The following is a 24,827-nucleotide window of genomic DNA, read 5'->3' as shown; positions in this document are numbered from 1 at the left end:
TTTGTTTGTGTTGCCCAATTGGTGTTTCGAAGGATAGCCCCAAGCGGCCAAGCGTCAACCCTGAATCTTATCGTTTTGCAACCTGTGAATTGGATTTGGTTGCCCTAGCCCGCTGCCTCCGGACAATGCCCCGATGTTAGCCGGCGCGTCGCAGATTTCATCAATCGATTGGGCGGTCATTTTTGTTTATCTCATCGGCATCATTGTGCTGGGCATTTGGTTGGGGCGCGGGCAGAAAACCACGCGCGACTATTTCCTCGGCGGACGCGAGCTGCCTTGGTGGGCCGTGGCATTTTCCATTGTGGCCACCGAGACGAGCGCACTGACATTCATCGGTGTGCCTGCGATGGCGTATGGCGGCAATTTGATGTTCATCCAAATCGTGATCGGCTACGTGATCGGCCGCATCGTGTTGGCGGTGGTGATGGTGCCGTTGTATTTCAAAAAAGAAATTTATTCGCCTTACGCGCTCATCGGCAACGCCTTCGGCAGCGGCGCGCACAAGACGGCGGCGGTTATGTTTCTCATTGTCGGCACGCTCGCCGCGGGCGTGCGCGTGTTTGTCACGTGCATCCCCTTGCAGCTGATGCTCGATTGGCCGGTGCTGCCGGCCATCCTGCTCTTTGTCGGCTTGTCGCTCGTGTACACGTTTGTGGGTGGATTAAAAGCCGTGGTGTGGACCGATGCGGCGCAGTTTATTTTGTTTGTGGCCGGCGGATTGTTCGCGCTGTTTTATATTCCAACGCTCATTGACGGTGGTTGGGGTAGTGCGATTGTAACCGCGCGTGCCGAAGGCAAACTGGAGTGGCTCAACACGCAATTCGCGCTCGCTGCGCCGTTTAATCTTTGGATGGGGGTTCTCGGCGCGGGCGTGTTTGTGCTGTTCACGCACGGCGTGGATCAACTTGTGGCACAGCGCGTGCTCGCGTGCCGTTCCATCGCCGATGGCCGCAAGGCGCTGGTGTTTTGTGCCGTGGTGATTCTGCCGATGATGCTGCTTTTCCTGATGGTCGGCGTGTTGCTTTGGGTGCTCTATCAGCAAACGCCCATTCCCATTGACATCCCGGAAAATTCATTTGGCAAAAAACAAACCGATTTTGTGTTTCCCATCTTTATGCTCGCCCAAGCGCCGGTGGGCGTGAAAGGACTCCTGCTCGTCGGCATCTTAGCCGCCGCAATGTCGTCAGTGAGCTCGGCGCTGAGCGCCTTGTCATCGGTCACCGTGATGGATCTTGGCTTCGCCAAAAAAGAAAGCAGCGACGGGCATAAACTGAAACTTAGCCGTTGGACCACGCTGTTTTGGGGGGCAATGCTCATTGTGGTGGCCTTCGCCAGCCGAGAAGTGGAATCGGTAATGGACGCCGCCTTCAGCCTCGTCGGCCTCGCCAGCGGCGGTCTGCTCGGCGGTGTGCTGCTGGCACTCACTATTAAGAAAGGCAACGGCACGCCTGTCATTCTCGGAATGGCCGTTTCGTTAATCGCGATGATCGCCATCAAGTACGGATTGAAAGACGCCATCCATTGGCCGTGGTACACGGTGATTGGCTGCGGGATCACCATCGGAGTGGCGCTGTTGGCCCGAGCAGTCCAAAATAAATAAACCCAGAAACACGGGGAGCACAGATCAAATCAATCCCTGTGGCCTCTGTGTCTCCGTGGGAAAATGAACATCGAATCCAGTTCACCCGTTCATTTTCAAATGCCCCAGCGCGAGCAATCCGTAGAAGGTATATTCGCAATCGAGAAAGTCATCCGACCAATGGCCGTGGAAACCGCCGGTGGCATTCCAGAGGGTGTCCACAAAATCCAAGCAGCGTTCGGTTTCGTCTTCGGTGAGGCGCACGTCTAACGCGGCCAGCGCGTGGAGGGCGGTAGCGGTGGAGAGGAGGTCAGGCATGGGAGCACCGGGCACGGCAACGAAGCCGCCTTGCGGATGCAGTCGCGCGCGCAGCCATTGGCCGACCTCGGCGTTGATGGGCAGGTGCAAATTGTTCAGCAGTACGACGGCGCCGGCGGTGGGGTTGGTGGAGCCGACCGGGAGGTTGGGATGATTGTTCCAGGCTTGATCGGGCGTCTCCAGTTTTTTGAGGCTCTGCAAAATGCGCAGCGGCTTGGGCGGCAGCTTGCCCATGTCCTGATACGCCCCGAGGGCAAGAAAGGAACCGTACGCGGTGCCGTATTCGCGTTTCAGATTATTGTCCCAACCGCCACACGGTTTGCGGAAGGCTTCGAGTCGTTTGAGTAGTGCCGCGCGCAAGCCTTTCGGCATGCGGTCTTTTCCAAGTGAGCCCCAACAGCGCGTGAGGCAACTGAGGTGCACCAGATCAAGGCCATCGCCTTCGCCGTGGGTGAGGAGGAATTGTTCGACAGCGGCCATGTTCGGCTCGGCCTGAAACACCGCCAGAGCGTCCAGGCCGAACACGGTGTAGTAGAGATCGCTTTCGCCATCGCGATCACGAAACCCGCCATCCGGATTTTGTTGGGAAGCGAGAAAGGTGCGGACGAGTTCGGCGGCGTCGCCGAGCACCTTGGGCGCCACACGCGCCACTTGCAGCATTTCGAGGCGGAGGCTCATGCAAAAAGTTTACGCAAGGTCTCCGCCGATTCAGCTTCGTCCATTACTTGGCGAGCTTCTTTATGAGGTCGGCGTGCTCGCCGAAGACCTTCTTCTTCGCCGTACACACATTGGCTTTATCGATTTTTGCTGGCCCCGGTTTGGAAGGGGTTTCAACGGGGTCTGCCTTCATATTGAAAATGTAAAGCAATCCGGGGATTTTGGCAAGCCCCTCAGGGACTCACAGTCGCCGTGCCATTGCTGTTTTGGGCGCGGACTTTTTCCAGTTCGCTGATTTCCTGGACTTCGCTGCACCAGCCTTTGACGACGGTGTCGTTGAAAATTTTGCCGATCACTCGGCGGAGAAGGCCTTTGAGGTTGGCGTTTTCCAGATCGGTCAGTGAACGGATGGCCAGTTCTTTGTAAGTGAGCTGCAAATCCTCGGCGCGTTTCACGGCTTTGAGGTCGAGGTACCATTGCTCGATTTGCGCGAAGGTGACGCCCTCGGGCAACTGCCGCCGCCACACTTCAGCGAGCTGCGCCTTTTGCTCGCCCTTGGCTTTTTCGTGCGCGACGGCGAGCAGCAGTGTGGGGCGCAGGCTGGCGAGGTCGTTGGTGTCGCCGGACTCGCCGAGGTCGGAGAGGTCGTCACGGATTTGATAGGCGATGCCGAGGTTTTTGCTGTACTCGCCGAGCACTTCGGAAACTTCCCCGTACTTGCCGAGGTCGGCGGCAATGGAGCCGAGCCGGAGGGCAACCTCAAATGCGGGCGCAGTTTTTTGGCGGAAAATTTCGAGCACCTGCACGGACTTGAGCGGCTCGGGATTGCGCTGCCAAACCAGTTCGGCGCCTTGGCCGCGGCAGAGATGGCGCTGGCCGTTGGCGGCTACTTGCAGCATCGCGGCGCGTTGTTCGGCGGAAAGTTTCGTTTCACCGATGAGGCGGTAGCCTTCGCCGATGAGTAAATCGCCGACGTTGAGCGCCACGGCGAGGCCGTATTCTTCGTGCAATGTTTTTTCGCCGTAACGTTCGGCGTCTTCATCCTCGATGTCGTCGTGGATGAGCGAGGCTTTGTGGAAACACTCGACGGCAATGGCGATTTTTTTGAGGTCATCGGAAACGGATTCCGTGGCATCATCGCGCAGTGCTTGATACGCCGCCACGCTGAGGAAAGGCCGCCAGCGTTTGCCGGCGCGCGCGAGCCAAGCGCGGCCGATGGCTTCGGTTTCGCCTTCGCTCTCGCCCATAATGGCGGCGAGCGATTCGGGTGTGAACCACGTTTCCACTTCGTCGTGCAGCCCGCTCAAATCCAACCGGCGCGTTTGGTCGTCGCTGGTGAGGTAAATGTAATCCCAAATCCAATCCTCATCGACTGCGGTGTCGATGCAATCATCCTGCAGCAACGGAATGGCCACGCCCGGCACGGCCGCCGCTTCCATGTACGGGAACGCGCGCTCGAGCACGGGGATGCACGCCACGCCGACGATGGCGTCAATCTTGCCGGTTTGAATGAGGCTCATCACGATTGCGCTGCCCTCGGCGACGAGCGCCGCGTAGCCGAGCTTCTCCGCCTCGTATTCCAAATCCTGAATGCTGCACAGTCCGCAGCTTTTGCAAAGCAACCCAAACTCATCAAAAGGCGCGGGGCACTTGGCTTCCACGCGGAGGCATTTGGGAACCATCAACAGGCGGCGTTCGAAGGGCACGGCGGCGAGCGTTTCGCGCCAGAGTTCGTTGTTGATGAGGATGCCGATGTAGTCGCGGTAAATTTCCTTGGTGCCGAGCGCGGCGACCAATTCGTCCGCGTGCACTTTGAGGTCGTTCATCGGCACCGGTGGCACGAGGGTTTGCTCGGCCACATAATGCCGCACCTCGCGCAGGATGGTTTCGCGTTCCTCGCGGGTTTGGGGGATATTCTCGCGCGGCGTCCGCGGCTTTCGCTGCGGAACGACTCGAGGAATTTTCAATGGCGCGCTGGCGGTGGTCATGCAAATAAATGCCGGCGAAACCGGCGGCGTTGTGCGTGCTGCAGTTTCGCGAATGTGAGACGCCAATGCGAGCGGAATGTTTCAAGGAAGTTAACCAGACTCCCGCGCATCAAGCACCGCTTGCGCCTTAGCATTGGCGGCGGCGGATTTCTGGGCGATCTCATCGGCACTGGGGAGGCTTTGCAAAACTTCGAGCGGGATGTCGATGTCGGCTTCGGCGGCGAGTTTGGTGAGGCATTTGGTGCGTTCACCGAGCGCTTTGTCCGAGCTGCGTTCCTTTGAGAAGCGACTGCGCGAGCGTTGGCTTCGGTCGCGGAGCATTTGATACACATCCCCGCCAAGCAGCGCCGAGATGTCGATTTTCATCTTCTCGCGATTGAGTTCGCCATCGCTCACCACATCGCCATTGATGGGGCCGCTTTTGTATTTCGGAAACATGATGGCCGCCTCGGGGCACACGCGGCTGCAGGCGGGGCAGTTGGTTTTGCAGTTGTCGTTGTTCTGTACCTGGATTTCCTGCTCATCATCCACGCCGTACACATCGAACAAACAAAACGAAAGACACTGCATGCAGTTGGTGCAGCGGTCGTAATCGATGACCGGAAACCAAGGCTTCCACTCGCCGTGCTGCGCGGCATTGGAGGACGCGCGTTCCGTCTCCACCAACGCCGTGATGCCTTCCGAGTCGAGCCCATCAATATCGCGAAACCGGATCGCAACATTACCGTTGGCATCCTCCGCCTCCGGTGCCTGGCCATTTTCAAAACGCCCGAGCACCAACAGCGCGCTGTCATCCGCCGGCGCCACCGCGCCCTCGCCCGCGCAAGTGACCGCATAGCCCTTCCCTAACAACGCCGTCAATGTCGAGCCACGTTCCGCCGCATCCAAAGTCGCCGCACCCTCGCCCTCATAAAGGACGATGCGCAAAGTGGTTTCGTCAGCAATCGCCATCGTTAAATTTTTTTCTCACCTTCCACCGCCGCCACCGAGCCATCTTCAGGCAAATTCGGCGTCACCGTTTCATCGAGCATCGCGGCCGCTGCGTCTTCGACGGACAGTTCGCGCATATTTACCACCTCCGTGCGTCCGGCATTCAGGGGTGCCTGGCAACCGCCGAAAAGCCATTTCACGGCGCGCGGATAACACGCTGCAATTTTCACCGGCTCATCCCCGGCCGCCAATCGCTTTAGCGCGGGATCACGCCGCGCCGCCATCTCGCACAAATCCGCCACCGCCTCGAAGGCTTGCCCCGATTTGCAAAGCGACTGCAGTACTCCGGTTTTCACCTCATCCGGCACCACTTGAGCGTAGTTGCAATGGCAGAAAAGAATACGCGGTTTGTCAGCCATGAATGCGGGGAGGGTACGGGGGTGTCGCGGTTTTGCCAATGCGGAAGTCAGGTGAGGTCGGTGATGCGATGCGTGGGTTCGGGTTTGCCGGGGCGGAAGTGTTCGAGATGGTCGAGGGTGGCGGTGAGGGTTTTTGGGGCGTTGGTGAGGGCGGTTTCGACAGCGGCTTTTAGTGTGTTGGGGTCGGCTTCGGCGCGGAGGTTGATGATGAGTTGGGCGCTGTCGATGGGGGCATCGAGGTCAGCGGAGAGTTCGGGGACGAAATCATTGCGGACGAGGTTGATGATGGCGACTTGGCCATCGAGGCTCGCATCGGGGCTGAGGGTCATTTTGAGGTGGGCGATTTCGGCTGAGGCTTTGCTGAGTTGCCTTTGGATGTCCGCCGCGAATTGTTGCAGCACGGACTGGGCTTCGAAGGAGTCGGTCGCGCGGAGCTGCACGGTGGCGTTGAGCCAGCCGAGCAGAGCTTCGCCTTCGGCGTAGCGTTCGTAGTCCACTTCCATCACGGCGCGGGCAATTTGCTCGGCGTCGGTGATGCGGGCGAACCATTCCTCCAAGCCCTCGCCAGTGCGGGCGGAGATGTGAAGGACTTCGGCGTTGGGGAATTCTTCGGTGAGTTTTTTGGTGAGCGCAACGAGTGTGTCCGGCTCGAGCAGATCGGTTTTGTTGATGACGATGAGGTCGGCTTCCTCGAGTTGTTTGCGGTAAATGTAAATGACCTTTTCAGAAAACTGGCCACCTTCTTTGAAACGATTGAGGCCGAAAATACGCGAGGCGCGGATGGGGTCCACCAAAACGCTCAACGGCGCGATGCTGAATTCATCACCATAAATTCGGCTCAACGGATAAGTGACCGTGGCCACTAAATCGGTGCAACTGCCGACGGGTTCGGCGATGAATACATCCGGCCGGGTGCTTTCGGTGAGTTTGGCGGCGGCATCGACGAGTGAATTGAACCGGCAACAAAAACAGCCGCCGGGAATTTCCTCTGTCGCAAACCCCTTCGCACGCAGCATCGCGGTATCGACCAGCTCGCGGCCTTGGTCATTGGTGATGAGGCCGACGGTGCGGCTGGCGTCAGTTAAATGCTGCGCCAGCGCAGCCACGCTGGTGGTTTTCCCCGCACCGAGGAATCCGCCAATCATAATGTAGCGCGCGCGGCTCATTCGCCTGCCTTTTGTTGCTCGAGCATTTTGTCGATGGTTTGGTTGAGGATAGCGGCGTAGCCCTCGGCGTCCACGCATTTGTTATCGAGCGTGCCGCGTGCCTCATAAAGCCAGCCGTTGGCGTAAGGCTTTTTGTTAATGAGCGCGATGTTGGTTTGCAGCGCGGGGTTGGTGCCAATCAATTCCCCCGCGCAAAATCCATACACATCCGAGATCGCCTTGAAGCCCTCGACCCATCCAAGAATTTGCCCCGGCTCAATCGGCGCACCGGCCTTCACCTCGAAACCGTGGTCCACCATTTCACCGAGCATCCGCGTGGCAAATTTTGTAAATCCCACGCGCCACACGCCCTCACCCGTTTCCCGCGCCCAGAAATGCGATGGGCTGTAAACACAGTCCACCGGCAAACGCGTTGCAAAATGGACGCGCTTGAACAGCAGAGTTTTGTTTTCCGGAGCCATCGGTGCCGTGAAGGTTTCCGAAACCAACGGTCGAGGCAAGCCACAAAAGGCTCGAATGCCAACAGTCGGTACGTATCCTGTCCGTCCGTATGATTATCTTCGACCATAATGCTACTACGCCACTGAGCGCGGCCGCGCGTGAGGCGTGGCTGGAGGCGAGTAGGCGGTTTATCGGGAACCCTTCCAGCCCGCATCGGTTGGGGGCGCGGGCGGAGAAAGCGTTGGCGGATGCGCGGGAGGCGTTGGCGAATTTTTTGGGGTGTAGGGCGATGGATCTTGTTTGGACTTCGGGCGCAACGGAATCCGCCAATTTGGTGATGCATCATTTTGCGGAAACGCTGGGGGTGGAGGCTGAGGTTTGGGTTTCAGCAATTGAGCATCCGTGTGTGTTGGAGGCCGCGAAATTACAATTTGACGGCCGGTTGAAAACGCTGTCGGTGACAGAATCCGGCGTTTTGGATTTGGAAGCGTTGCGCGAACGATTGGTGAAGCAGCGGCCCGGGCTCATCGCGATGATGGCGGCGAATAATGAAACCGGCGTGCTGCAGCCATGGCGTGAAGCGCGGGAGCTTTGCGCGGAATACGGCATTCCGTTTTTTTGCGATGCGGCGCAATGGATTGGCAAATTGCCATCGGCGGGTTTGGGTGAATGCGATTTTGTGAGTGGGTGCGCGCACAAGTTCGGCGGCCCGATGGGTGTGGGTTTTTTGAAGTGCCCGTCGGCGGGTGCGGTGCGGCCGCAATTGGTCGGCGGGCCGCAGGAGGAAGGGCGGCGTGCGGGCACGGAGAATGTCGCCGGCGTGCTCTCGATGATGGCGGCGCTGACCGAGCGCGAAACTGCTTTGGCGGAGGACACGATTATTGAGAGGGAAGCTTGGCGGAATGCATTTGTGGCGAGCCTTGGCGATGCTCGGGTTTTAGGCGCGGGTGAAGGGCGTCTTTGGAACACGGTATCCGCGCTATTGCCGGGCGATTGCCGGGCGCGCTGGGTGGTGAAGCTGGACAAGGCGGGCTTTGCAGTGTCCACCGGCAGCGCCTGCGCCAGCGGCAAGGAAGCCCCGAGCCACGTGCTCACGGCGATGGGATTGGCGGCAGCGGACACCGATCGCGTGGTGCGTTTCAGTAGCGGCTGGGAAACGACGGCGGATGATTGGCAAGATTTGGCCAAAGGCGTTGCCGAAGTGGCGGCCAATTTTTCACGCGACCATTGATCCGCGGCTTTCGGCTAATCTTCTTTTTTTGCAGGCGGCGCAATGGAGCCGCCGATGCCACCACCACCTTCTCCCTCAATCCCGTTGGGCGGGAACATTGAGTTGGTTTCGCTCTCGCTTGGGATACCCGGCACGGGCGAATCCAGCGGGGTGTCCGGATGAAACGGATTAGGCTTGGAGACCATTTTCTGGCTGACCCACAAAATGACAACGGGCAATAGCACCCCCAACGCCAGCGAAATGTAAATGGGTCGTTTGTCTTTGCTGCTGCGGATGGCCAGCACGATGCCCAGCGCCATCGTGGCCACGGCACCGATGACCATAATGTAAACCAGAATTTTGAACGCCCGCGTGTCCGCTTCCCAATCGGTGATCGTGCGCGGCTGGTTTTCAGCTTCGAGATCCAGCGGTGCGGTGGTGCGCGGGTATTCCTGCGCGGTGTGCACCCACCAGATTTTTTGCAGAAACGTCTGCGCCTCACCGTCATCTTTTTGTCGCGCGGGCTTCAGTATAAAATAAAAACCCGACAGCAAATACAGCAACAACAGCGGCGTGAAAAAACAGCCGAGAAACAGGTGAATGCGGCGGATGAGCTTCACCTATTTAATTTCCCCGGGAAGCGGGATCTTGATTTTTTGGCCGACCAGCAATCGGTTGGGATCGAGGCCGGGGTTGGCCTTGAGCACTTGGCTTTGAGTCACAGTGCCGAGGCCCTCTTCTTTGTATGCCGTATTGTAAGCGACAATGATGTTGCTGAGAAATTCACCCGTCTCCACCTTGTGCGTGTTGAACTTAAAATTCTTTGCCACGACGCGCGGATTCGGCTCCACGGGCGCGACTTTTTGCTCGGCGACTTTCGCAATGAGTTTACCAAGGTCGGCGAGGGCTTTTTGAACGATGGCGCGATCCTGAAGCCGATTGGCATCCAATTCTTTTAACGCAGACTGAAGCGCCTTCACCTCGTCAGCTGTGGCAAAATTACCGGCGAGTTTGCGGGTGAGCATTTGATTTTCGTTCTTCAGATTCCTGATTTGAATTTTTAATTTATCGGTCTGTTGCTGTTGCAACGCGTGGGCACCCTTCAGCTCTTCAATCTCGCCGCGCAACCGCCGAAATTGTTCGGCATAATATCGCGATTGCGCACCGGTGGGCGCAGCGGGGGTGGCCGCAGGGGTAGGGTTGACCGCTGGTGCCGGCGATTTGGCGGGCTCCACCGGAACGGGGACCGGCGTTGGCTTGGGCGGATCTTGGGCAAACGCAATAACGGTTACGGCGCTCAGCATCAAAATGGAAAAACGTGTATCACTCCTCATGGCGGCAAGGTAACCGCTCAAGGCCGATTATTCAAGCCCCAAGCAAGGATTGGACGGTTTTGGGCTTGCGCCGCTTCAGTGATTTTTCAAGCATACGCCATGACCGTCGCTGAGGCATTGCAAACCGCTACTGTTACACTGGCCGCCGCAGGTGTGGACTCGCCGCGCGTGGATGCCGAGTGGCTGCTGGCGCATATTTTGGACTGCCCGCGGGCGGAGCTGGCATTAGGTCATTCGAAATTATTGACCGATGCTCAGCAGGTCGAATGGGATTTGTTGATCGTCCAACGCGGCGAGCGCATTCCGTTGCAGCATCTGTTGGGCACGGCGGTTTTTTGTGGATTGGAAATGGAGGTGAACGGGCGAGTGCTCGTGCCGCGTCCGGAAACGGAATTACTGGCCGAACAAGCGTGGGGATTTGCCAGCGGATTGCCTGCTCCCGTGGTTTTGGATTTCGGCACGGGCAGCGGTTGCCTCGCCATTGTGGTGGCCGCGCATTGCCCGGATGCGCGGGTGATGGCGCTGGATGTTTCCCCATCAGCGCTGGCGGTGGCTCGCGCGAATGCGGAGCGCCACGGCGTGGCAGGGCACATTGAGTTTCACGAAGGCGATGGCCGCGAGGGATTACCCGGCGATGAGGCGTTTGATTTGGTGCTGTCTAATCCGCCGTACATTCCCACCGGCGATTTACCCTCGTTGCAAACGGAAGTGCGAGAGCACGACCCCGCGCTGGCGCTGGATGGCGGCGCGGATGGGCTGGAATTTTACCGTGTGCTGGCAAAGCTAGTCCTGCCGCGCCTGAAGCCGGCCGGCCGATTGATGCTTGAGGTGGGCGATGGCCAGGCCGAGCCGGTGGCCGCGTTGCTCGCCGAAGCCGGCTGGGGCGAATGCGATTTGTTGCCCGACCTGAATAACGTTTTGCGGATGGTGATTGCCTCTCCCGCTAATCCGTGAACAATGCGGGCGAGGAGTTTCCCCCTGAATGGATAGTTTAGAAATCAAAGGAGGCGCCCCGCTGCACGGCGAGGTGGAAATCAGTGGCGCAAAAAACGCCGTGTTGCCGATCCTTGCCGCCACGCTGCTGACGCGCGAGACGTGCGTTCTTCGCCGCGTGCCGGATTTGGCCGACGTGAAAACGATGTGCCAGATTTTGGAAAGCCTCGGCGCAAAAACTAAAATCGATGGAGACACCGTCACCGTGCGCGCCGAAAAAGTGCGCGACTTCGTCGATTACGATTTGGTGCGTAAAATGCGCGGTTCGCTTTGCGTGCTCGGGCCGTTGCTGGCGCGTTTGAAAAAAGCCACCGTGTCGTTGCCGGGCGGTTGCCTCATCGGCACGCGCCCCGTGGATCTTCACCGCAAGGCGATGGAAGCGCTCGGCGCCAAAGTGGAAATCGAAAACGGCTACATCATCGCCAAAGCACGCAAGCTTGTTGGCGGCGAAATGTTCCTCGGCGGTCGCGCGGGGCCCACGGTGCTTGGCACGGCCAACGCAATGATGGCCGCCACTTTGGCTGAAGGCATCACGGTCATCGAACACGCCGCGTGCGAGCCGGAGGTGGTCGACCTCGGCAAGTTTCTCAACAGCATCGGCGCGCAAATCCAGGGGCTCGGTTCGCCCACACTTACCATCACAGGCGTTAAAGAACTGGGTGGTGCGGAGCACGAAGTCATCCCCGACCGTATCGAGGCCGCCACGTACGCCATCGCCGGCGTGGCGACGAAAGGCGAAGTGACTCTCAAAGGCGCGCGGCCCGAGCATATGAAAGCCGTCATTGAAAAACTCCGCGAGAGCGGAGTGAAGGTTGAGCAATCCAAAGGAAAACTCACCTTCAAACGCGGGCGCGGCCTGCACAGTGTTCACATTACCACCCTGCCCCACCCCGGTTTTCCGACCGATGTGCAGGCGCAGATGATGGCGTTTATGACGCAAACCCCCGGCATCAGCATTATCACCGAACGCATTTTCGAAAGCCGCTTCACGCACGTGCAGGAATTGGAACGGCTTGGCGCGGAGATTTCCATCGAAGGCCCGAGCGCCATTGTGCACGGCGTGCAAAAGCTTTCCGGCGCGGAACTAATGGCCAGCGATTTGCGTGCGAGCGCCGCGCTCGTCATTGCCGGGATGGTGGCCAAAGGCACCACACGCATCAACCGCATTTACCATCTCGACCGCGGCTACGAGCGCATGGACGCCAAGCTGAAAAAACTCGGCGCCAAAGTCCGGCGCGTGAAGTAGGACATAAAAGCTGGCCTCCAGCGGATGCGTGATTTAGCGTGGGCGAAGTGATTGGCCGACTATGAAACACGAAAACCCCAGCTTCGCCAACGGGATGTTCAAGTTCAACTGCCCCCACTGCAAGGGCGAGATTGAAATCGACGCCGAACAACTTTCACAGGTGAACACCGGTTACGCAGGCGAATACCCTTGCCCACTTGAGAATTGTGGTCAGGTCATTTTATTTCCCACGGCTGAAGAAGCCGAGGCTTTGCAGGCCACCGCTGCCGCGCTCGCCGCGCCGCCTGTGGGAGGTGCCGCACCCGCGCCGCCGCCGCAAGGCAACCCCGCTGCTACGCCAACTGCCGCGCCGCCCTCCGGAGCTGCTGCATCTCCCGCTGCGCCACCGTCGCCAAAGGTTGCGCCGCAGGAAATTGTGATGGGGTTTCACGGCAGCAAAATGGCATCGCTCGAACGCGAGGCGATGTCCGCCCATCGGTTGTGCGTGAAAACCATTTTGCACGGTGATTGTGTGAAGGGTAAAAAAGATAACTTCGACGAAACGGTTTCAAAATTTCTCAGTTCCCTCGAGGAAGACAACCTCATCGGCGTGCATCCCGTGCAGTATGTGGCTGTGGCCGATGAAAAGAAGGGCTCGGATTTTGGCGTGTTGGTGGTGTACCGAACCACGCCGGAGGAATAAATAGCAAGAGCCCGGGAGCTTTGTTCTCCCATCACGCTATTCAAACAAATCCAATTGCGGTGATGGCGTGAGGTCGCGGAGTTTTTTGCGTTCGGCTTTGGGATTGGTCGTTCCCTGGGTGCCGCCCGCGGCGGTGAGGTCGGTTTCTTCAAGGTTGGCGAGGATTTCTTTGGCGCGCGTAAGCACCGGTTGCGGCACGCCGGCGAGGCGCGCGACTTGAATGCCGTAGCTTTGATCCGCCGCGCCGTCGATAATCTGCCGCAGGAAAACGACTTGTTCGTTGTACTCTTTCACCGCCACGTTGAGGTTGAACACGCGCGGCAGGCGTTGCGATAGTTCGGTGAGTTCGTGATAGTGCGTGGCAAAAAGCGTCTTCGCGCCGAGTTGTTGATGGAGGTGCTCGACGATGGACCACGCTAGGCTAAGCCCATCGAAGGTGCTTGTTCCGCGCCCAATTTCGTCGAGGATCACAAGGCTGCGATCGGTGGCGTGATGCAGAATGTTGGCCGTCTCGCTCATTTCCACCATAAATGTCGATTGCCCGCGCGCGAGATTGTCGCTGGCGCCGATGCGTGTAAAGATGCGGTCCAGCAAATCCACTCGCGCTTCCGCCGCCGGCACGAAGCTGCCCGTATGCGCGATCAACGCGATCAACGCTACCTGCCTTATATAAGTACTCTTGCCCGCCATATTGGGGCCGGTGATGAGCGCAACCTGTTTTTCCCCACTATGCCCGCCCAATTCCGTTCGATTCGGCACAAACCGCTCGTCCAGCAGCGTTTGCTCCAGCACCGGATGCCGCCCTTCGCGGATTTCCAGCGTGCCCTCGCTGCCGACGTGCGGCCGGCAATAGCCGTGTAAACGGGCGGTTTCGGCAAAACCCGCCAGCACATCGAGCTGCGCCAGCGCGGCAGCGGCGGTTTGGATGGCGCGCAAATGCTCCAGCACCGCCTCGCGCACTTGGAGGTACAGCTCGTACTCCAGCTTCTCGCTGCGTTCCTGCGCGCCGAGCACTTTATCCTCCATCTGCTTGAGCTCATCGGTGATGTACCGCTCGGCGTTGGCGACGGTTTGTTTGCGGACGTAATGCGCAGGCACTTTGTCGAGATGCGTTTTGGTGACTTCAATGAAGTAGCCAAACACATTATTGAACCGCACCTTCAACGAAGGGATGCGGGTGCTTTCCAATTCGCGTTGTTGCAACTGTGCGATCCATGCCTTGCCTTCGCTGGCGCCGCCGCGCAGTTCGTCCAACTCCGCACTGAACTTTTCCCGAATGATGCCGCCTTCGCGTAAAGCCAGCGGCGGCTCATCCACAATCGCGCCTGCGATCAGCGCCACCACTTCCGGCAGCTCCGTCAACTGCGCGGCCAGTTGCGTGAGCAACGGGACATCCTCCGCATCGTGCAATTCCAGTTCGGCCGCTTCGCCGTGCGCTTCATCAATGAGCGAACGTAAGCCGGGAAATTGTTCGATCGCAAAACGCAGGTTCAATAAATCGCGGCCATTGCCGGTGCCGACCGACAACCGAGTGAGCGTGCGTTCCAAGTCGCGCACTTCGCGCAGTCGGTTGCGGAGTTGCTCCAAGCGCGGGCCGTCTTCCACCCACGTTTGCACCGCGAGCTGTCGCGCGTGGATGGCGTCTGCATTGGCGAGCGGTTGTGTCAGCCAATCGCGCAAACGCCGCGCACCCATCGGCGTTACGGTTTGGTTGATGGCGTGATAAAGACACGCGACACTTGGCGCATCGCGTGTGAGCGGTTCGAGAATTTCCAGGTTGCGAAGCGTGGTGGCATCGAGCGTGAGAAAGTCGTGGTCCTCATAAAAATTCAACTGCCGCAAATGCGCCACATCGCGGCGCAGCGTGTTCACTAAATAATGCAACGCGCCCCCGGCCGCACCCGTGGCGGCGGGGCGATTTTTGAGGCCAAATCCGTCGAGCGATTGCACGCCAAAATGATCGCGCAACGTGTACTCCGCCGAGTCGCTGGCGAAGACCCAACCCTCGTGTTCATTCACCACCGCGCGGCTGACGGCGATGGCGGCAGCGAGGCTCGAATCGCCCGCTGGATGCACGATTTCCGAGGGTTTCAGGCGTTCCAGCTCTGCTTGAACTGCGGCGGTGCCGGCCATTTCCGTGGCCTTAAAATCGCCGGTGGTCAGGTCGATGACCGCTAACCCGAAGGCTTTGCCTTCACGACTGAGCGCGGCAAGAAAGTTGTTTCGCCCGGCCGTGAGCATCTTCTCGTCGAAGTGCGTTCCGGGGCTAAGAATTTGTGTCACCTCGCGGTTCACCAACTTGCCGGGAACCGCCTCTTCCGTCTGTTCGCACATCGCCACTTTGCGACCGGCGGCGAGGAGTTTGCCGATGTAATTATCTGCCGCGTGATGAGGGATGCCGCACATCGGCGTGGCGCCGCGTTGGGTGAGCGTGATATTTAAAATTTCCGCGCACACTTTCGCGTCGTCGAAAAACATTTCATAAAAATCTCCAAGCCGAAACAACAACACCGCGCCTTCAGGCAGATCGCTTTTCAAGCGATGGTATTGCGCCATCATTGGCGTCTGTTTTGTTTTCGCGGCCATCGCGTTGACGCTAACTGAAAAAAAAAAATAGGCGAAGGGAAATTTTTTAGCGCGCGTGCAGTGCGTAACGTGTGAATACTTTTTCCAATCTGTTGAAAAAAATGCTATGCAAATAGGGTGAAACTATTGTATACGAAAAGCCGAATCGCTTGCGGTTCCCTACAATAACCACTGAAGGAGGTAAACTTCATGGCCAAGAAAAAAGCTAAGAAAAAAGCAGTGAAGAAAACAGTTGCCAAGAACAAGGCAGCAAAGAAGAAGCCGGCGAAGAAGAAAGCTGCCAAAAAGAAAAAGCCAGCTAAGAAAAAAGCGGCTAAGAAAAAGCCAGCGAAGAAGGCCGCTAAGAAAAAACCGGCCAAGAAGAAGGCGGCTAAGAAAAAGCCAGCGAAGAAGGCCGCTAAGAAAAAACCGGCCAAGAAGAAGGCGGCTAAGAAAAAGCCAGCGAAGAAGGCCGCTAAGAAAAAACCGGCCAAGAAGAAGGCGGCTAAGAAAAAGCCAGCGAAGAAAAAGGCGGCTAAGAAAAAAGCTAAAAAGAAGTAGTCTCCTTCGACCGAGAACTATTTCCACACGATGGCGGACGCGAGTCCGCCATCTTTTTTTGTGCATTGCCAAATCAGCGGGGCTGTCTCACCTTGTCCGTATGTCCTGCCTTGTTTTTGATATCGAAACCTCTGCCCTGCCTCGCGAAGAATTGGATGAGGGCCGCCTTGAATATCTCTTTCGCCCCGCCGAACGCCTGCGTGATGAGGCCGAAAAAGCCCTAAAACGTGAGGAAATCGGCCAGCAATTCAATCTTTGGCCTTTCACTGCTCAGTGCGTTTGCATTTGCCTGATGAACGCGGACAGTGGCCGGGGCAAGGTGCTTTACCTTTCCGATGACTTCGAGGAGCCGAGCGAAGGACCGGTGGAGTACGTGGCGTGTATGGATGAATCAGAGTTGCTCGATCAATTTTGGAAACTCGCCGCCAAGTATGACAAGATTTGCACCTTCAACGGCCGCTCCTTTGATGTGCCTTTTCTTTACCTCCGCTCCGCCGTGCTCAACGTGCCCATCTCGCGCAAGGATTGGCTGGGCTACCGTTTCCAAGTGGAACCGCATTGCGATCTCGCCGAGCAATTTACCTTTTACAATGTGAGCGGCTGGACGGGTGCGGCGCGGCGCTTCAACCTCGATTTTTACTGCAAAGCATTCGGTATCGATTCACCCAAAGCCGAAGGCGTCACGGGGATGGACGTCAACGATCTGATGGCCGAAGGCCGCTACCGCGACATTGCCGAATATTGCGTGCGCGACGTGGTGGCCACCACGCGGCTGTATGAAATTTGGACCGAACGACTGGCTGGAATCCGATAACCCCCGTTTGAATAAAGTTTGGCTTGCGAAAGTTTCGCTTGAGGTTCGAGTGTAGTTGTGGTCTATTGATGGCGAACCAGCCGTTCCAATTTCGGTGGTGCTATGGCTACGTCACACGACAAACAAAACGAGTGGGTGGGCTCGCAGCAATGGTCGGTCAAACTGCCAAACCGTTGGCACGTGCTGCCGCACGAGGTGGTGTTCGCACTGTTCCTTGGTGCGGCGTGGTTGCGCCTCGGCGCAGTAGTTGGCTTCACCCATTCCAGCACATTCATCTACGGGTTCTACCTTCTCTCGTTGGTGATGGTTGTGGCGTGGACCCAAGCGCGGCCTTCGCCTTATCGATGGCGCGTGCGGATGCTGTTCACCTTGACGGTCAGCGCGTTTTCATATTTTTCTCTGACCACCGCCGTGCCGTTGATGCACAACCCGCACGGGCTCGACCTTGCCTGGCATCAAGATGCCGTGTTGAGTCAATGGGATGTGGCGCTGTTCGGTGACTTGCCGCGTGCGCTGATGGCGTCCCAGCCGGCGGCGTGGGTGACGGATTTGTTTATGGGATGTTACCTGTTTTTCTTTTACTACCTCGTGGGCGGGTTGCTGTTTTATTTTATCACCAATCTGAACAAATTCCGCGTGTGTCTCGTGGGCTTTTGCACGTTGTACGCGCTGGGTTATGTGGGCTATATGCTGCTGCCGGCGGCGGGGCCGGTGGCGGAAATGGGCGCGCGCACCGGCGGCTGGCTCACCAACGTGGGCGGCAGCGTCATCGCGCAGCGGACGAATGGAGTGGATGTTTTTCCGAGCATTCATATGGCGGCTTCGCTGTATTTGCTGCTCTTTGATTGGGAACATCGGCGCAACCATTTTTGGTGGGTGCTCGCGCCGGTGGTTGGGTTGTGGATTTCCACGGTGTTTCTGCGCTACCATTACGGCATCGATTTGGTGGCTGGCATCGCGCTGGCGCTCGGTTGTCTGTGGCTGACGCGGTGGTATTCCCAAAGCCAACTCTGCGCCGATGTGGAAGCCGAATGCGCCGCGCACGGCAAACGGACTGTGATCGCGACCGCATCATCAGATTCGCACGATTCACAGGAATCACTTTAGGACACATTCGTCATTGGACACCGTGCGTTTTGCCGTTAGCTTACGCCAATGATTATCGGCGTCCCCCGTGAAGTGAAGGCTGAAGAGCACCGTGTCGGGTTGCTGCCTTCTGCTGCGTACCAACTCACCCAACGCGGCCATCGCGTGGTAGTCGAATCCGGCGCGGGAGCGGGCAGCGGATATCCCGATTCCGACTACGCGCAGGCCGGCGCGGAAATTTGCGACACGCACGAAGCCGTCTACGCCGAAGCGGATTTGATTGTAAAAGTCAAAGAACCGCAGCCCGAGGAAACCCGGCTGCTGCGCGAAGATCAAATCCTGTTCACCTATCTCCACCTCGCCCCTGTGCCGGAACTGACTCAGGCGCTTGTCGCGAGCAAGTGCACCGCCATCGCCTACGAAACCATCGAAGTCAATGGCCGCCTGCCGTTGCTCGAGCCGATGAGCGAAATCGCCGGGCGCATGTCCGTCATCGTCGGCGGCTATTATCTTGCCAAACATTTTACCGGCAGCGGCACATTGCTCGGCGGTGTGCCGGGCGTGTTGCCGGGCAAAGTAGTGGTGCTCGGTGGTGGCGTCAGCGGCGTCAACGCCGCCCGAATGGCCACCGGCCTTGGCGCGGATGTCACGATCCTCGAGGTGGACGTCGAGCGGATGCGTTTTCTGGACATCACGTTGCATACCGCCCATACGCTTTATTCCGACCACGCGCATTTGATGGAACTGCTTCCCCACGTGGATCTGCTTATCGGCGCCGTGCTCGTGCCCGGCGCCAAGGCGCCCAAGCTCATCACGCGCGAAATGCTCCGCGCAATGCGGCCGGGCAGTGTGGTGGTCGATATCGCCATTGATCAGGGCGGCTGCGCCGAGAGCAGCCGGCCCACCACCCACAACGACCCCGTGTACACCGAAGAAGGTGTCATCCATTATTGCGTTGCGAATATGCCCGGCGCATACGCCCGCACCGCCACGCAAGCGCTCACCAACGTCACCTTTCCCTATGTGGATCTCATCGCTACTCGAGGCCTTGCCGAAGCCGCCGTCGCCCGTCCCGAATTGCCCGGCGGCATCAACGTGATGAACGGCCGAGTCACCTGCCCCGCCGTCGCCGAAGCGCACGGGATGGAGTGCGCCGAAGTGGTGTTGTAGCTCGGGCCAACGGGCCGGGTGCTACTGAACGGCCACCAACCAAGGATCGCCCGTCCGGTCGGTTTTCAGAGGAGTCATTCATCGTCGAGCCCGTGATTGTAAACACGCTCCAGTTGCGTTGCCCGTGAAAGCTCGATTGGGCTGATTATTTTCTGATTCGGCGGCATTGGCCCGCCGTTGTATTTTTCAATGGTCGCCAAATAAGGTTTCCAATTCAAATCTCCCAGCGCGATCAGCTTGCCTATTTTTTGCCCGGTCGTTTTTTCCCACGCGTGAAAAACCAGTTCCGAGCAATAAAGATTTCCCTGCCCCAATTCGTATTTAAAATCGTACGGCTTCCCCGCGTGCGGATGGAGGTTCGCCAAAAAATTTGGCAAATGCTTTTGATGTGTCGCCTTCAGGCGATACACCGCCCACCGCCCCTCGCGGCTCACCGATTTCCATTTTTCAAACGGCGAATAAATCACCCCCGCGCCCGTGGCCTCGATCACCGTCCATGCCCCGGCGCGTTTGTGCAGCACACCCACGTGCGAGTAATTCGATTCCGTGACCCCTTCGATGGCCACCACCAAATCCACCTCCAACGACAGCGCCTGAAAAACCAAATCGCCCTCGCGCGGCGAATAAGTTTGCGATTGCTGAAGACCCGTACAGCCCGAAAGGCCGGCGGCCAACGCGATGGTTCCGAGGACGTTTGCGAGATTCATTGTGTGGAAAAGGTAACACCGCGCCACCAAAAGCGTTAATTGAAACGAAGAGGCCGACCATCGACTGAGTCAATGTAGCCCGGGCCACCGGCCCCGGCTCCATTTCACGTCCAAATTTGGCGGTCGAGGCTGCGATATTGGATCGCTTCGGAAACGTGCTCAGCGCCGATCGTCTTCGTGCCGGCGAGGTCGGCGAGCGTGCGTGCGACTTTTAGGATGCGGTCGTAGGCGCGGGCGCTGAGGTCGAGCTCTTCCATTGCGGCGCGGAGGAGATCGCGGGTGGGATCGTCGAGCGCGCAGTGTGTTTGGAGGTCGCGCGGTTGCATCCGGGCGTTGCAGTTGGGTTTGCCGCGCCAGCGGCGGTATTGGGCGCGGCGGGCTTCGAGCACGCGCTCGCGGATGGTCGCGCTGGATTCGCCACCGGATTGCGAATCCATTTCGCGAAACTTCACCGGTGGCACTTCCACGTGCAAATCAATGCGATCGAGCAGCGGGCCTGAAATGCGGCCGAGATAATTTTGTATCTCGCGCGGGCTGCTGCGGCTTTCGGCGGGCATCTTGCCGTCGGGTGTGGGGTTCATCGCGGCGACGAGCATAAATTCGGAGGGAAACGTCATCGTGCCCGCGGCGCGGCTGATGGTGACGTGGCCGTCCTCCAATGGCTGCCGCATCGTCTCCAAAACGCTGCGGCGGAATTCCGGCAGTTCGTCCAAAAACAAAACGCCGTGATGGGCCAACGAAATTTCGCCGGGCGATGGGTTGATGTTGCCGCCGAGCAATCCCGCATCGCTCGCGGTGTGATGCGGCGCGCGGAAAGGCCGCTGCGTGACGAGCGCCTGCTTGGCCTCCAGCAATCCGGCGACGCTGTGGATGCGCGTGGTCTCGAGCGCTTCGTCCAAAGTGAGCGGCGGCAGGATGGTGCCGAGCCGCTTGGCGATCATGCTTTTGCCCGTGCCCGGCGGGCCGATGAGAATCAAATTGTGCCCGCCCGCGGCAGCGATTTCCAGCGCGCGCTTCACGGTTTCCTGCCCCTTCACTTCACTGAGGTCGTACTCGCCATTGGCTTGATGTTCGAACAATGCCTGCGTGTCCACGTGCGTTGGCGTGATGGGCGCGGTGCCGGCGATGAAGCTCGCCGCCTCGCGCAGATTATTCACGGGGATGACTTCGAGCCCTTCAACGACCGCCGCCTCGGCCGCGTTATCCGGCGGCACCAACAAACCGCGCCGGCCTTCCGCCCGCGCGCTGAGTGCCACGGGCAACACGCCTTTCACGCGCCGCACTTTTCCGGTGAGCGCCAGCTCGCCGATGATCGCGTAGTCTGCCGCGTCGCCGATGCTCGATTGCTCGCTCGCCATCAGCCATGCGATCCCGATTGCCAAATCAAAACTCGGCCCTTCCTTGCGCAGATCAGCGGGGGCGAGATTGATGGTCGTTTTGCCCGGCGGCAAATGAAAGCCCGAGCTGGTGAGCGCCGCAGAAACGCGCTCCACCGATTCCCGCACCGCCGCATCCGGCAAACCGACGACCACGACTTTTTGTTCGCCCGGCCCCACGCTCACTTCCACCTCTACCGGCACCGCTTCCACACCACGCAACGCAGCCGCATAAACCTTGGAGAGCATCGGCGCAGGATACGCCTTGCTCTGGTATTTGTGAATTAAAATATAAAGGACTTCAAAAAATAAACGACAAGCGTGCCCAGATTTCATCTGAAGTTTCGCCGTCCTCAAAACTCACCGCATTGCGTTCGCCGTGCAGATTGCGTCCGTTGAAATGATCCCAGCCGAGGGAGAGCGACCACTGCTCGGAAATGCGTTGAGTGAAGCCCAGCCCAAGCCCCACGCCGCGCCCGAGCCGCAAGCTGGCGTCTACCGATGAATCATCCGACAACCCGTTGCGATGTCGCACGCCCATCGTGTATTCCTGCTGGCCCGCGCCGGTGAGGACGGCTTCGGCGGCGAATGGGAAATACGTGTTGGCATCCCATCGATACCCGCTGCTGAGCTTCCACGACATGCCGCGCGTGGTGAGATAATTTTCAACGTCCGGCAGCGCGAAGCCGTTGTACGAGTAACTTTTCACCCACGCATCGCCGCCCTCGGCGTATTCGCCCGCGCCGATCAAATAGCTCCACGTGGATGCGCTAAGCGCGAAGCCCACGAGATTGGCCGCGCGCATATCGGTTTTTGAAATGCTGACGCCTTTGTTGGAGTAATACGTTTCGAGATCGCTGAGGTCGCCACTGCCGCGTCCGTAAAATGTGGCGTCCAATCGCGCCATTGTGTACGGCAGCCACTCGCTGTAATGCGCCGCGCCGCGTTCGCGCAGGCGCTCGCCAAGGCTGCCGGCAAACGCCATCGAGTTATTGAGGCCGCCGGTGGTGATGAGGATTTTGCCGTCATTGGTCAGCGTGCCATCGGCATTCACAAAGCGCCGCACGGGCGAGGTGAACTCGCGATCACTCGTGCTGTACACCGCGTACGCATCGTTGAAGGGATCGAGAAAACGCCGCCCAAAAAATTGCCACGGCGATCGCGTGGTGCTGCCGGTCGCGCCGCTGCGATATTTGGTGCGATACCCCAACGCCTCCAAGCGCGAGCCGTGGCCGAACTCGTGATGGCTGACCTTGTACACATTCATCGTGTAAAGGCCCAGCGTGCTGCCGATCAAAAACTCGCCTTCACGTGAAACTCCCCAACGCCCGGTCATATCCAGCTGTTCAAGCGCGTACGCATTCAAGTCCACCCACTCCCGCCCGAAATGCTCCCACGCGCGATCCGAATTGAGTTTCCGAAAATAACCCGAATCAAATGAAAACGTCCGCTCAAACGGCTGCGCTATTGCGGCGGTTGAAAAAATAAAACCGGTCAACAAAATCCGAATGCATTTCATGCAGAAACCAAACGCCACCCCATGGTCTCTGTCAAAGAAAAGTCATTGGTGGCGGGGATGCTGTCGATCACGGATTATCTTCGTGCCCATCGTCTGCGGCGGTATAGTTGCGCGAATGAGTTTTTCAGTGAACCTGTACACATTGCTGAAAATTTTTTGCTAAATGCCAATGGCCAAGAAACATCATAGCGTTTACGTGGTTGAGCTGGATGAGGCGGTCTTGAAGGAGAAAAAATTTTGCGCTGCGAATCCGAATTTTGATCCTTACCTGTCCTGCTTTTACGTGGGGATGACGGGGTTGGATCCGGAGGTGCGGTTTGAAAATCACAAACGCGGTTACAAAGCCAGCGGGTACGTGAAAAAATACGGGCTGCATTTGTTGCCGGAGCTTTATGAATGCTATAACCCGATGAGCTACGAGACGGCAGCGGCAAAAGAGATTTCGCTGGCAGAGGAATTGCGGGCGGAAGGGTACGCGGTTTGGCAGAATTAATTTTTCAAGAAAGCGGCACAAAAAAACGGCACAAAAAAGCCGCCCTTGGATTCAACCGAAGTTCAATCGCCGGGCGGCTACCAATCCTTTTCGATCCGTCCCTTGCGGGCTTTCACTCGAAGGTCAATGCCCTTGGTAGGGCACCTGCCGGCTGACCCCTTCCTGACTGGCCCGAAGGCCTGACTTTCAGGTTTTCAGATTCCCACTGCCCCGAAGGACTGCTTTCTTCTGAAGTGGTCAACTGGCTGACCGAGGGGCTCCGAAGAGCCGCTCAACGCAGAAGAAATTATCACAAATTCTCCCTCAGCCAAGCTGGAGTTATTATTTCGTATGCACCGGCTCTTCACGGGTTGTTGACATTGCCCAAACCGGTGTGGTTGAAAAGGAATTGTAAATGGTGGCGGAGGGGGCGGGATTCGAACCCGCGGTAGGGGTAAACCTACGCACGCTTTCCAAGCGTGTGCCTTCGACCACTCAGCCACCCCTCCGGGACGCGCACTGTGGCGGAGGTGCGGGCGCACGGCAAGATTTTCTGGCGATTCGGCCTTGCTTCGCCTCCCCGCAGCACGTTTCAATGGCCGGGCAAATGAGTGCCCCCGGCATGTATAAATGCTCCTGCCAATCCTGCGGTGAGCATCTGGAATACCCTACCGATTATGAGGGGACCACCGTGGCGTGCCCTCATTGCGGCCAAGGCACCGAGCTGCACCAGCCCAAACCTGCCTCCCCCCAAGCCCCGCCTCCTATGAAATCCAGTGGTGGCCGTGGCAGCGTTTCCCCGCCAGTTCGTGGCCGCGCGGAGCCCGATCCCTTTGCCGCCGCCGCACCCGTAGATACACAGCTCACATCCCAATCCGCCGGACCCATCGACCCTATTCCCGCTGCCGAACCGGAAGATCCCAATGCCTGCGTCAATTGCGGCACCCGGCTTAACGAAGATGAGAAGGTCTGCGTTGAATGCGGCCACCGTCGACCCACCGTCAGCAACTGGGACGGCTCCGCCATATTCCGACTCGTGGCCGGCATCATTATTGCCTGCGAACTACTCGTCATCATTTTGCAATGGACTACCACTGGCAAACCTTTTGGGCTGCGCGAGCGTACCCGCCATGCAGTCCTCGTCAAAGTCGGGCTGCGCAAAGAGCTGACCCCTGCCGAAGCGGCCGCCGCGCAATCAGGCACCAATGCGCCTGCTGCCGCCAAACTGAAAGACCCCGATCTCCTCCTTAAAAGTCATCGCCTCACAACCGATAAAAATAACGGAGCTCAATACATCACCGGAACCATCAAAAATATTTCCCAATACCGATACCTCGCCGTGAAAGTTAACTTCGCTCTGCTTGATGCCACTGGCCAGGTCATCCCCAATGCGAATGTCTCTGCCTACACCCAAATCCTTGAGCCCGGCAAAGACTGGGCATTCAAAGTGCTCCTCCTTGATCCCGATGCCAAAACCTATCGCCCCCTTCCCCCGGTGGAAGGAGTGAGGTGAACGGCCTTTCCATCGGCAAGAATTAGGAAATGAAAATGGTGGAGCCATGGAGAGTCGAACTCCAGACCTTCGCATTGCGAA

23 protein-coding genes and 1 tRNA gene are annotated in these 24,827 nt (G+C 58.2%); 11 read left to right on the top strand and 13 right to left on the bottom strand.

Going from position 1 to position 24,827, the window contains the following annotated elements:
* The first annotated feature begins 133 nt into the window (after positions 1 to 133).
* Positions 134 to 1,600, top strand: a complete 1,467-nt coding sequence (locus H8E27_00585; protein ID MBC8324117.1) for a sodium/solute symporter — start codon at positions 134 to 136, stop codon at positions 1,598 to 1,600.
* A gap of 81 nt (positions 1,601 to 1,681) precedes the next feature.
* Here the strand turns inward: H8E27_00585 and H8E27_00580 are convergent, their stop codons facing one another.
* The 6 genes from H8E27_00580 to H8E27_00555 all read right to left on the bottom strand — a co-directional run bounded on the left by H8E27_00580 (position 1,682) and on the right by H8E27_00555 (position 7,518).
* The gene (locus H8E27_00580) at positions 1,682 to 2,575 is read right to left on the bottom strand and encodes a hypothetical protein (GenBank protein MBC8324116.1); all 894 of its coding nucleotides are present in this window, start codon (positions 2,573 to 2,575) and stop codon (positions 1,682 to 1,684) included.
* Between the two features lie 212 nt (positions 2,576 to 2,787).
* Positions 2,788 to 4,542 carry a polyprenyl synthetase family protein gene (locus H8E27_00575; GenBank protein ID MBC8324115.1) on the bottom strand — a complete coding sequence of 585 codons (1,755 nt, stop codon included), beginning with the start codon at positions 4,540 to 4,542 and terminating at the stop codon, positions 2,788 to 2,790.
* A 90-nt stretch (positions 4,543 to 4,632) separates the two neighbouring features.
* Entirely contained in the window at positions 4,633 to 5,493 is an 861-nt protein-coding gene (locus tag H8E27_00570; protein ID MBC8324114.1) for a ferredoxin family protein, read from the bottom strand.
* Positions 5,494 to 5,495: 2 nt separating this feature from the next.
* Positions 5,496 to 5,891, bottom strand: a complete 396-nt coding sequence (locus H8E27_00565) for a hypothetical protein (GenBank protein ID MBC8324113.1) — start codon at positions 5,889 to 5,891, stop codon at positions 5,496 to 5,498.
* A gap of 47 nt (positions 5,892 to 5,938) precedes the next feature.
* Complete coding sequence (locus H8E27_00560; protein ID MBC8324112.1) at positions 5,939 to 7,036, bottom strand: cobalamin biosynthesis protein P47K; 1,098 nt, start codon at positions 7,034 to 7,036, stop codon at positions 5,939 to 5,941.
* Positions 7,037 to 7,053: 17 nt separating this feature from the next.
* Positions 7,054 to 7,518: a glycine cleavage system protein H gene (locus H8E27_00555; protein MBC8324111.1), complete on the bottom strand. Its 465-nt coding sequence runs from the start codon at positions 7,516 to 7,518 to the stop codon at positions 7,054 to 7,056.
* Between the two features lie 89 nt (positions 7,519 to 7,607).
* Here H8E27_00555 and H8E27_00550 point away from each other — a divergent pair, with 89 nt between their 5' ends.
* Entirely contained in the window at positions 7,608 to 8,729 is a 1,122-nt protein-coding gene (locus tag H8E27_00550) for a cysteine desulfurase (protein MBC8324110.1), read from the top strand.
* Between the two features lie 14 nt (positions 8,730 to 8,743).
* Here H8E27_00550 and H8E27_00545 read toward each other — a convergent pair whose 3' ends face one another.
* Both H8E27_00545 and H8E27_00540 read right to left on the bottom strand, forming a co-directional pair.
* Complete coding sequence (locus H8E27_00545) at positions 8,744 to 9,328, bottom strand: hypothetical protein (GenBank protein MBC8324109.1); 585 nt, start codon at positions 9,326 to 9,328, stop codon at positions 8,744 to 8,746.
* On the bottom strand, positions 9,329 to 10,042 hold the full coding sequence (locus tag H8E27_00540; GenBank protein ID MBC8324108.1) for a LysM peptidoglycan-binding domain-containing protein: 714 nt from the start codon (positions 10,040 to 10,042) through the stop codon (positions 9,329 to 9,331). It abuts the gene before it with no gap.
* Between the two features lie 99 nt (positions 10,043 to 10,141).
* Between H8E27_00540 and prmC the strand changes: the two genes are divergently transcribed.
* From prmC to H8E27_00525, 3 genes are all read left to right on the top strand, one after another.
* The gene (prmC, locus tag H8E27_00535) at positions 10,142 to 10,996 is read left to right on the top strand and encodes a peptide chain release factor N(5)-glutamine methyltransferase (protein ID MBC8324107.1); all 855 of its coding nucleotides are present in this window, start codon (positions 10,142 to 10,144) and stop codon (positions 10,994 to 10,996) included.
* A 28-nt stretch (positions 10,997 to 11,024) separates the two neighbouring features.
* Positions 11,025 to 12,281 carry a UDP-N-acetylglucosamine 1-carboxyvinyltransferase gene (gene murA, locus H8E27_00530; protein ID MBC8324106.1) on the top strand — a complete coding sequence of 419 codons (1,257 nt, stop codon included), beginning with the start codon at positions 11,025 to 11,027 and terminating at the stop codon, positions 12,279 to 12,281.
* A gap of 61 nt (positions 12,282 to 12,342) precedes the next feature.
* A complete protein-coding gene (locus H8E27_00525; protein MBC8324105.1) occupies positions 12,343 to 12,963 on the top strand; it encodes a hypothetical protein in 621 nt (206 codons plus the stop codon).
* 36 nt (positions 12,964 to 12,999) lie between these two features.
* Here the strand turns inward: H8E27_00525 and mutS are convergent, their stop codons facing one another.
* On the bottom strand, positions 13,000 to 15,522 hold the full coding sequence (gene mutS, locus H8E27_00520) for a DNA mismatch repair protein MutS (protein MBC8324104.1): 2,523 nt from the start codon (positions 15,520 to 15,522) through the stop codon (positions 13,000 to 13,002).
* Between the two features lie 216 nt (positions 15,523 to 15,738).
* Between mutS and H8E27_00515 the strand changes: the two genes are divergently transcribed.
* The 4 genes from H8E27_00515 to ald all read left to right on the top strand — a co-directional run bounded on the left by H8E27_00515 (position 15,739) and on the right by ald (position 19,159).
* The gene (locus H8E27_00515) at positions 15,739 to 16,089 is read left to right on the top strand and encodes a hypothetical protein (GenBank protein MBC8324103.1); all 351 of its coding nucleotides are present in this window, start codon (positions 15,739 to 15,741) and stop codon (positions 16,087 to 16,089) included.
* Between the two features lie 100 nt (positions 16,090 to 16,189).
* Complete coding sequence (locus H8E27_00510) at positions 16,190 to 16,903, top strand: ribonuclease H-like domain-containing protein (GenBank protein MBC8324102.1); 714 nt, start codon at positions 16,190 to 16,192, stop codon at positions 16,901 to 16,903.
* A gap of 102 nt (positions 16,904 to 17,005) precedes the next feature.
* Complete coding sequence (locus tag H8E27_00505) at positions 17,006 to 18,010, top strand: phosphatase PAP2 family protein (GenBank protein ID MBC8324101.1); 1,005 nt, start codon at positions 17,006 to 17,008, stop codon at positions 18,008 to 18,010.
* Between the two features lie 48 nt (positions 18,011 to 18,058).
* Positions 18,059 to 19,159 (top strand): alanine dehydrogenase, encoded by a 1,101-nt coding sequence (ald, locus tag H8E27_00500; GenBank protein MBC8324100.1) that lies wholly within the window; start codon positions 18,059 to 18,061, stop codon positions 19,157 to 19,159.
* A 74-nt stretch (positions 19,160 to 19,233) separates the two neighbouring features.
* Here ald and H8E27_00495 read toward each other — a convergent pair whose 3' ends face one another.
* The 3 genes from H8E27_00495 to H8E27_00485 form a co-directional block, all read right to left on the bottom strand.
* Positions 19,234 to 19,866: a hypothetical protein gene (locus H8E27_00495; protein MBC8324099.1), complete on the bottom strand. Its 633-nt coding sequence runs from the start codon at positions 19,864 to 19,866 to the stop codon at positions 19,234 to 19,236.
* A gap of 104 nt (positions 19,867 to 19,970) precedes the next feature.
* Entirely contained in the window at positions 19,971 to 21,491 is a 1,521-nt protein-coding gene (locus tag H8E27_00490; GenBank protein MBC8324098.1) for a YifB family Mg chelatase-like AAA ATPase, read from the bottom strand.
* A 52-nt stretch (positions 21,492 to 21,543) separates the two neighbouring features.
* Entirely contained in the window at positions 21,544 to 22,761 is a 1,218-nt protein-coding gene (locus H8E27_00485; protein MBC8324097.1) for a hypothetical protein, read from the bottom strand.
* Between the two features lie 163 nt (positions 22,762 to 22,924).
* Between H8E27_00485 and H8E27_00480 the strand changes: the two genes are divergently transcribed.
* Positions 22,925 to 23,254, top strand: a complete 330-nt coding sequence (locus tag H8E27_00480; protein ID MBC8324096.1) for a hypothetical protein — start codon at positions 22,925 to 22,927, stop codon at positions 23,252 to 23,254.
* A 398-nt stretch (positions 23,255 to 23,652) separates the two neighbouring features.
* Here H8E27_00480 and H8E27_00475 read toward each other — a convergent pair.
* Positions 23,653 to 23,742 (bottom strand) — tRNA-Ser (locus H8E27_00475).
* A gap of 98 nt (positions 23,743 to 23,840) precedes the next feature.
* Between H8E27_00475 and H8E27_00470 the strand changes: the two genes are divergently transcribed.
* Entirely contained in the window at positions 23,841 to 24,746 is a 906-nt protein-coding gene (locus H8E27_00470; protein MBC8324095.1) for a hypothetical protein, read from the top strand.
* Positions 24,747 to 24,827 lie beyond the last annotated feature (81 nt).

Source organism: Limisphaerales bacterium, from assembly GCA_014382585.1.
Lineage (GTDB): Bacteria > Verrucomicrobiota > Verrucomicrobiia > Limisphaerales > UBA1100 > JACNJL01.
This window is presented reverse-complemented; position numbering and strand designations above follow the sequence as displayed.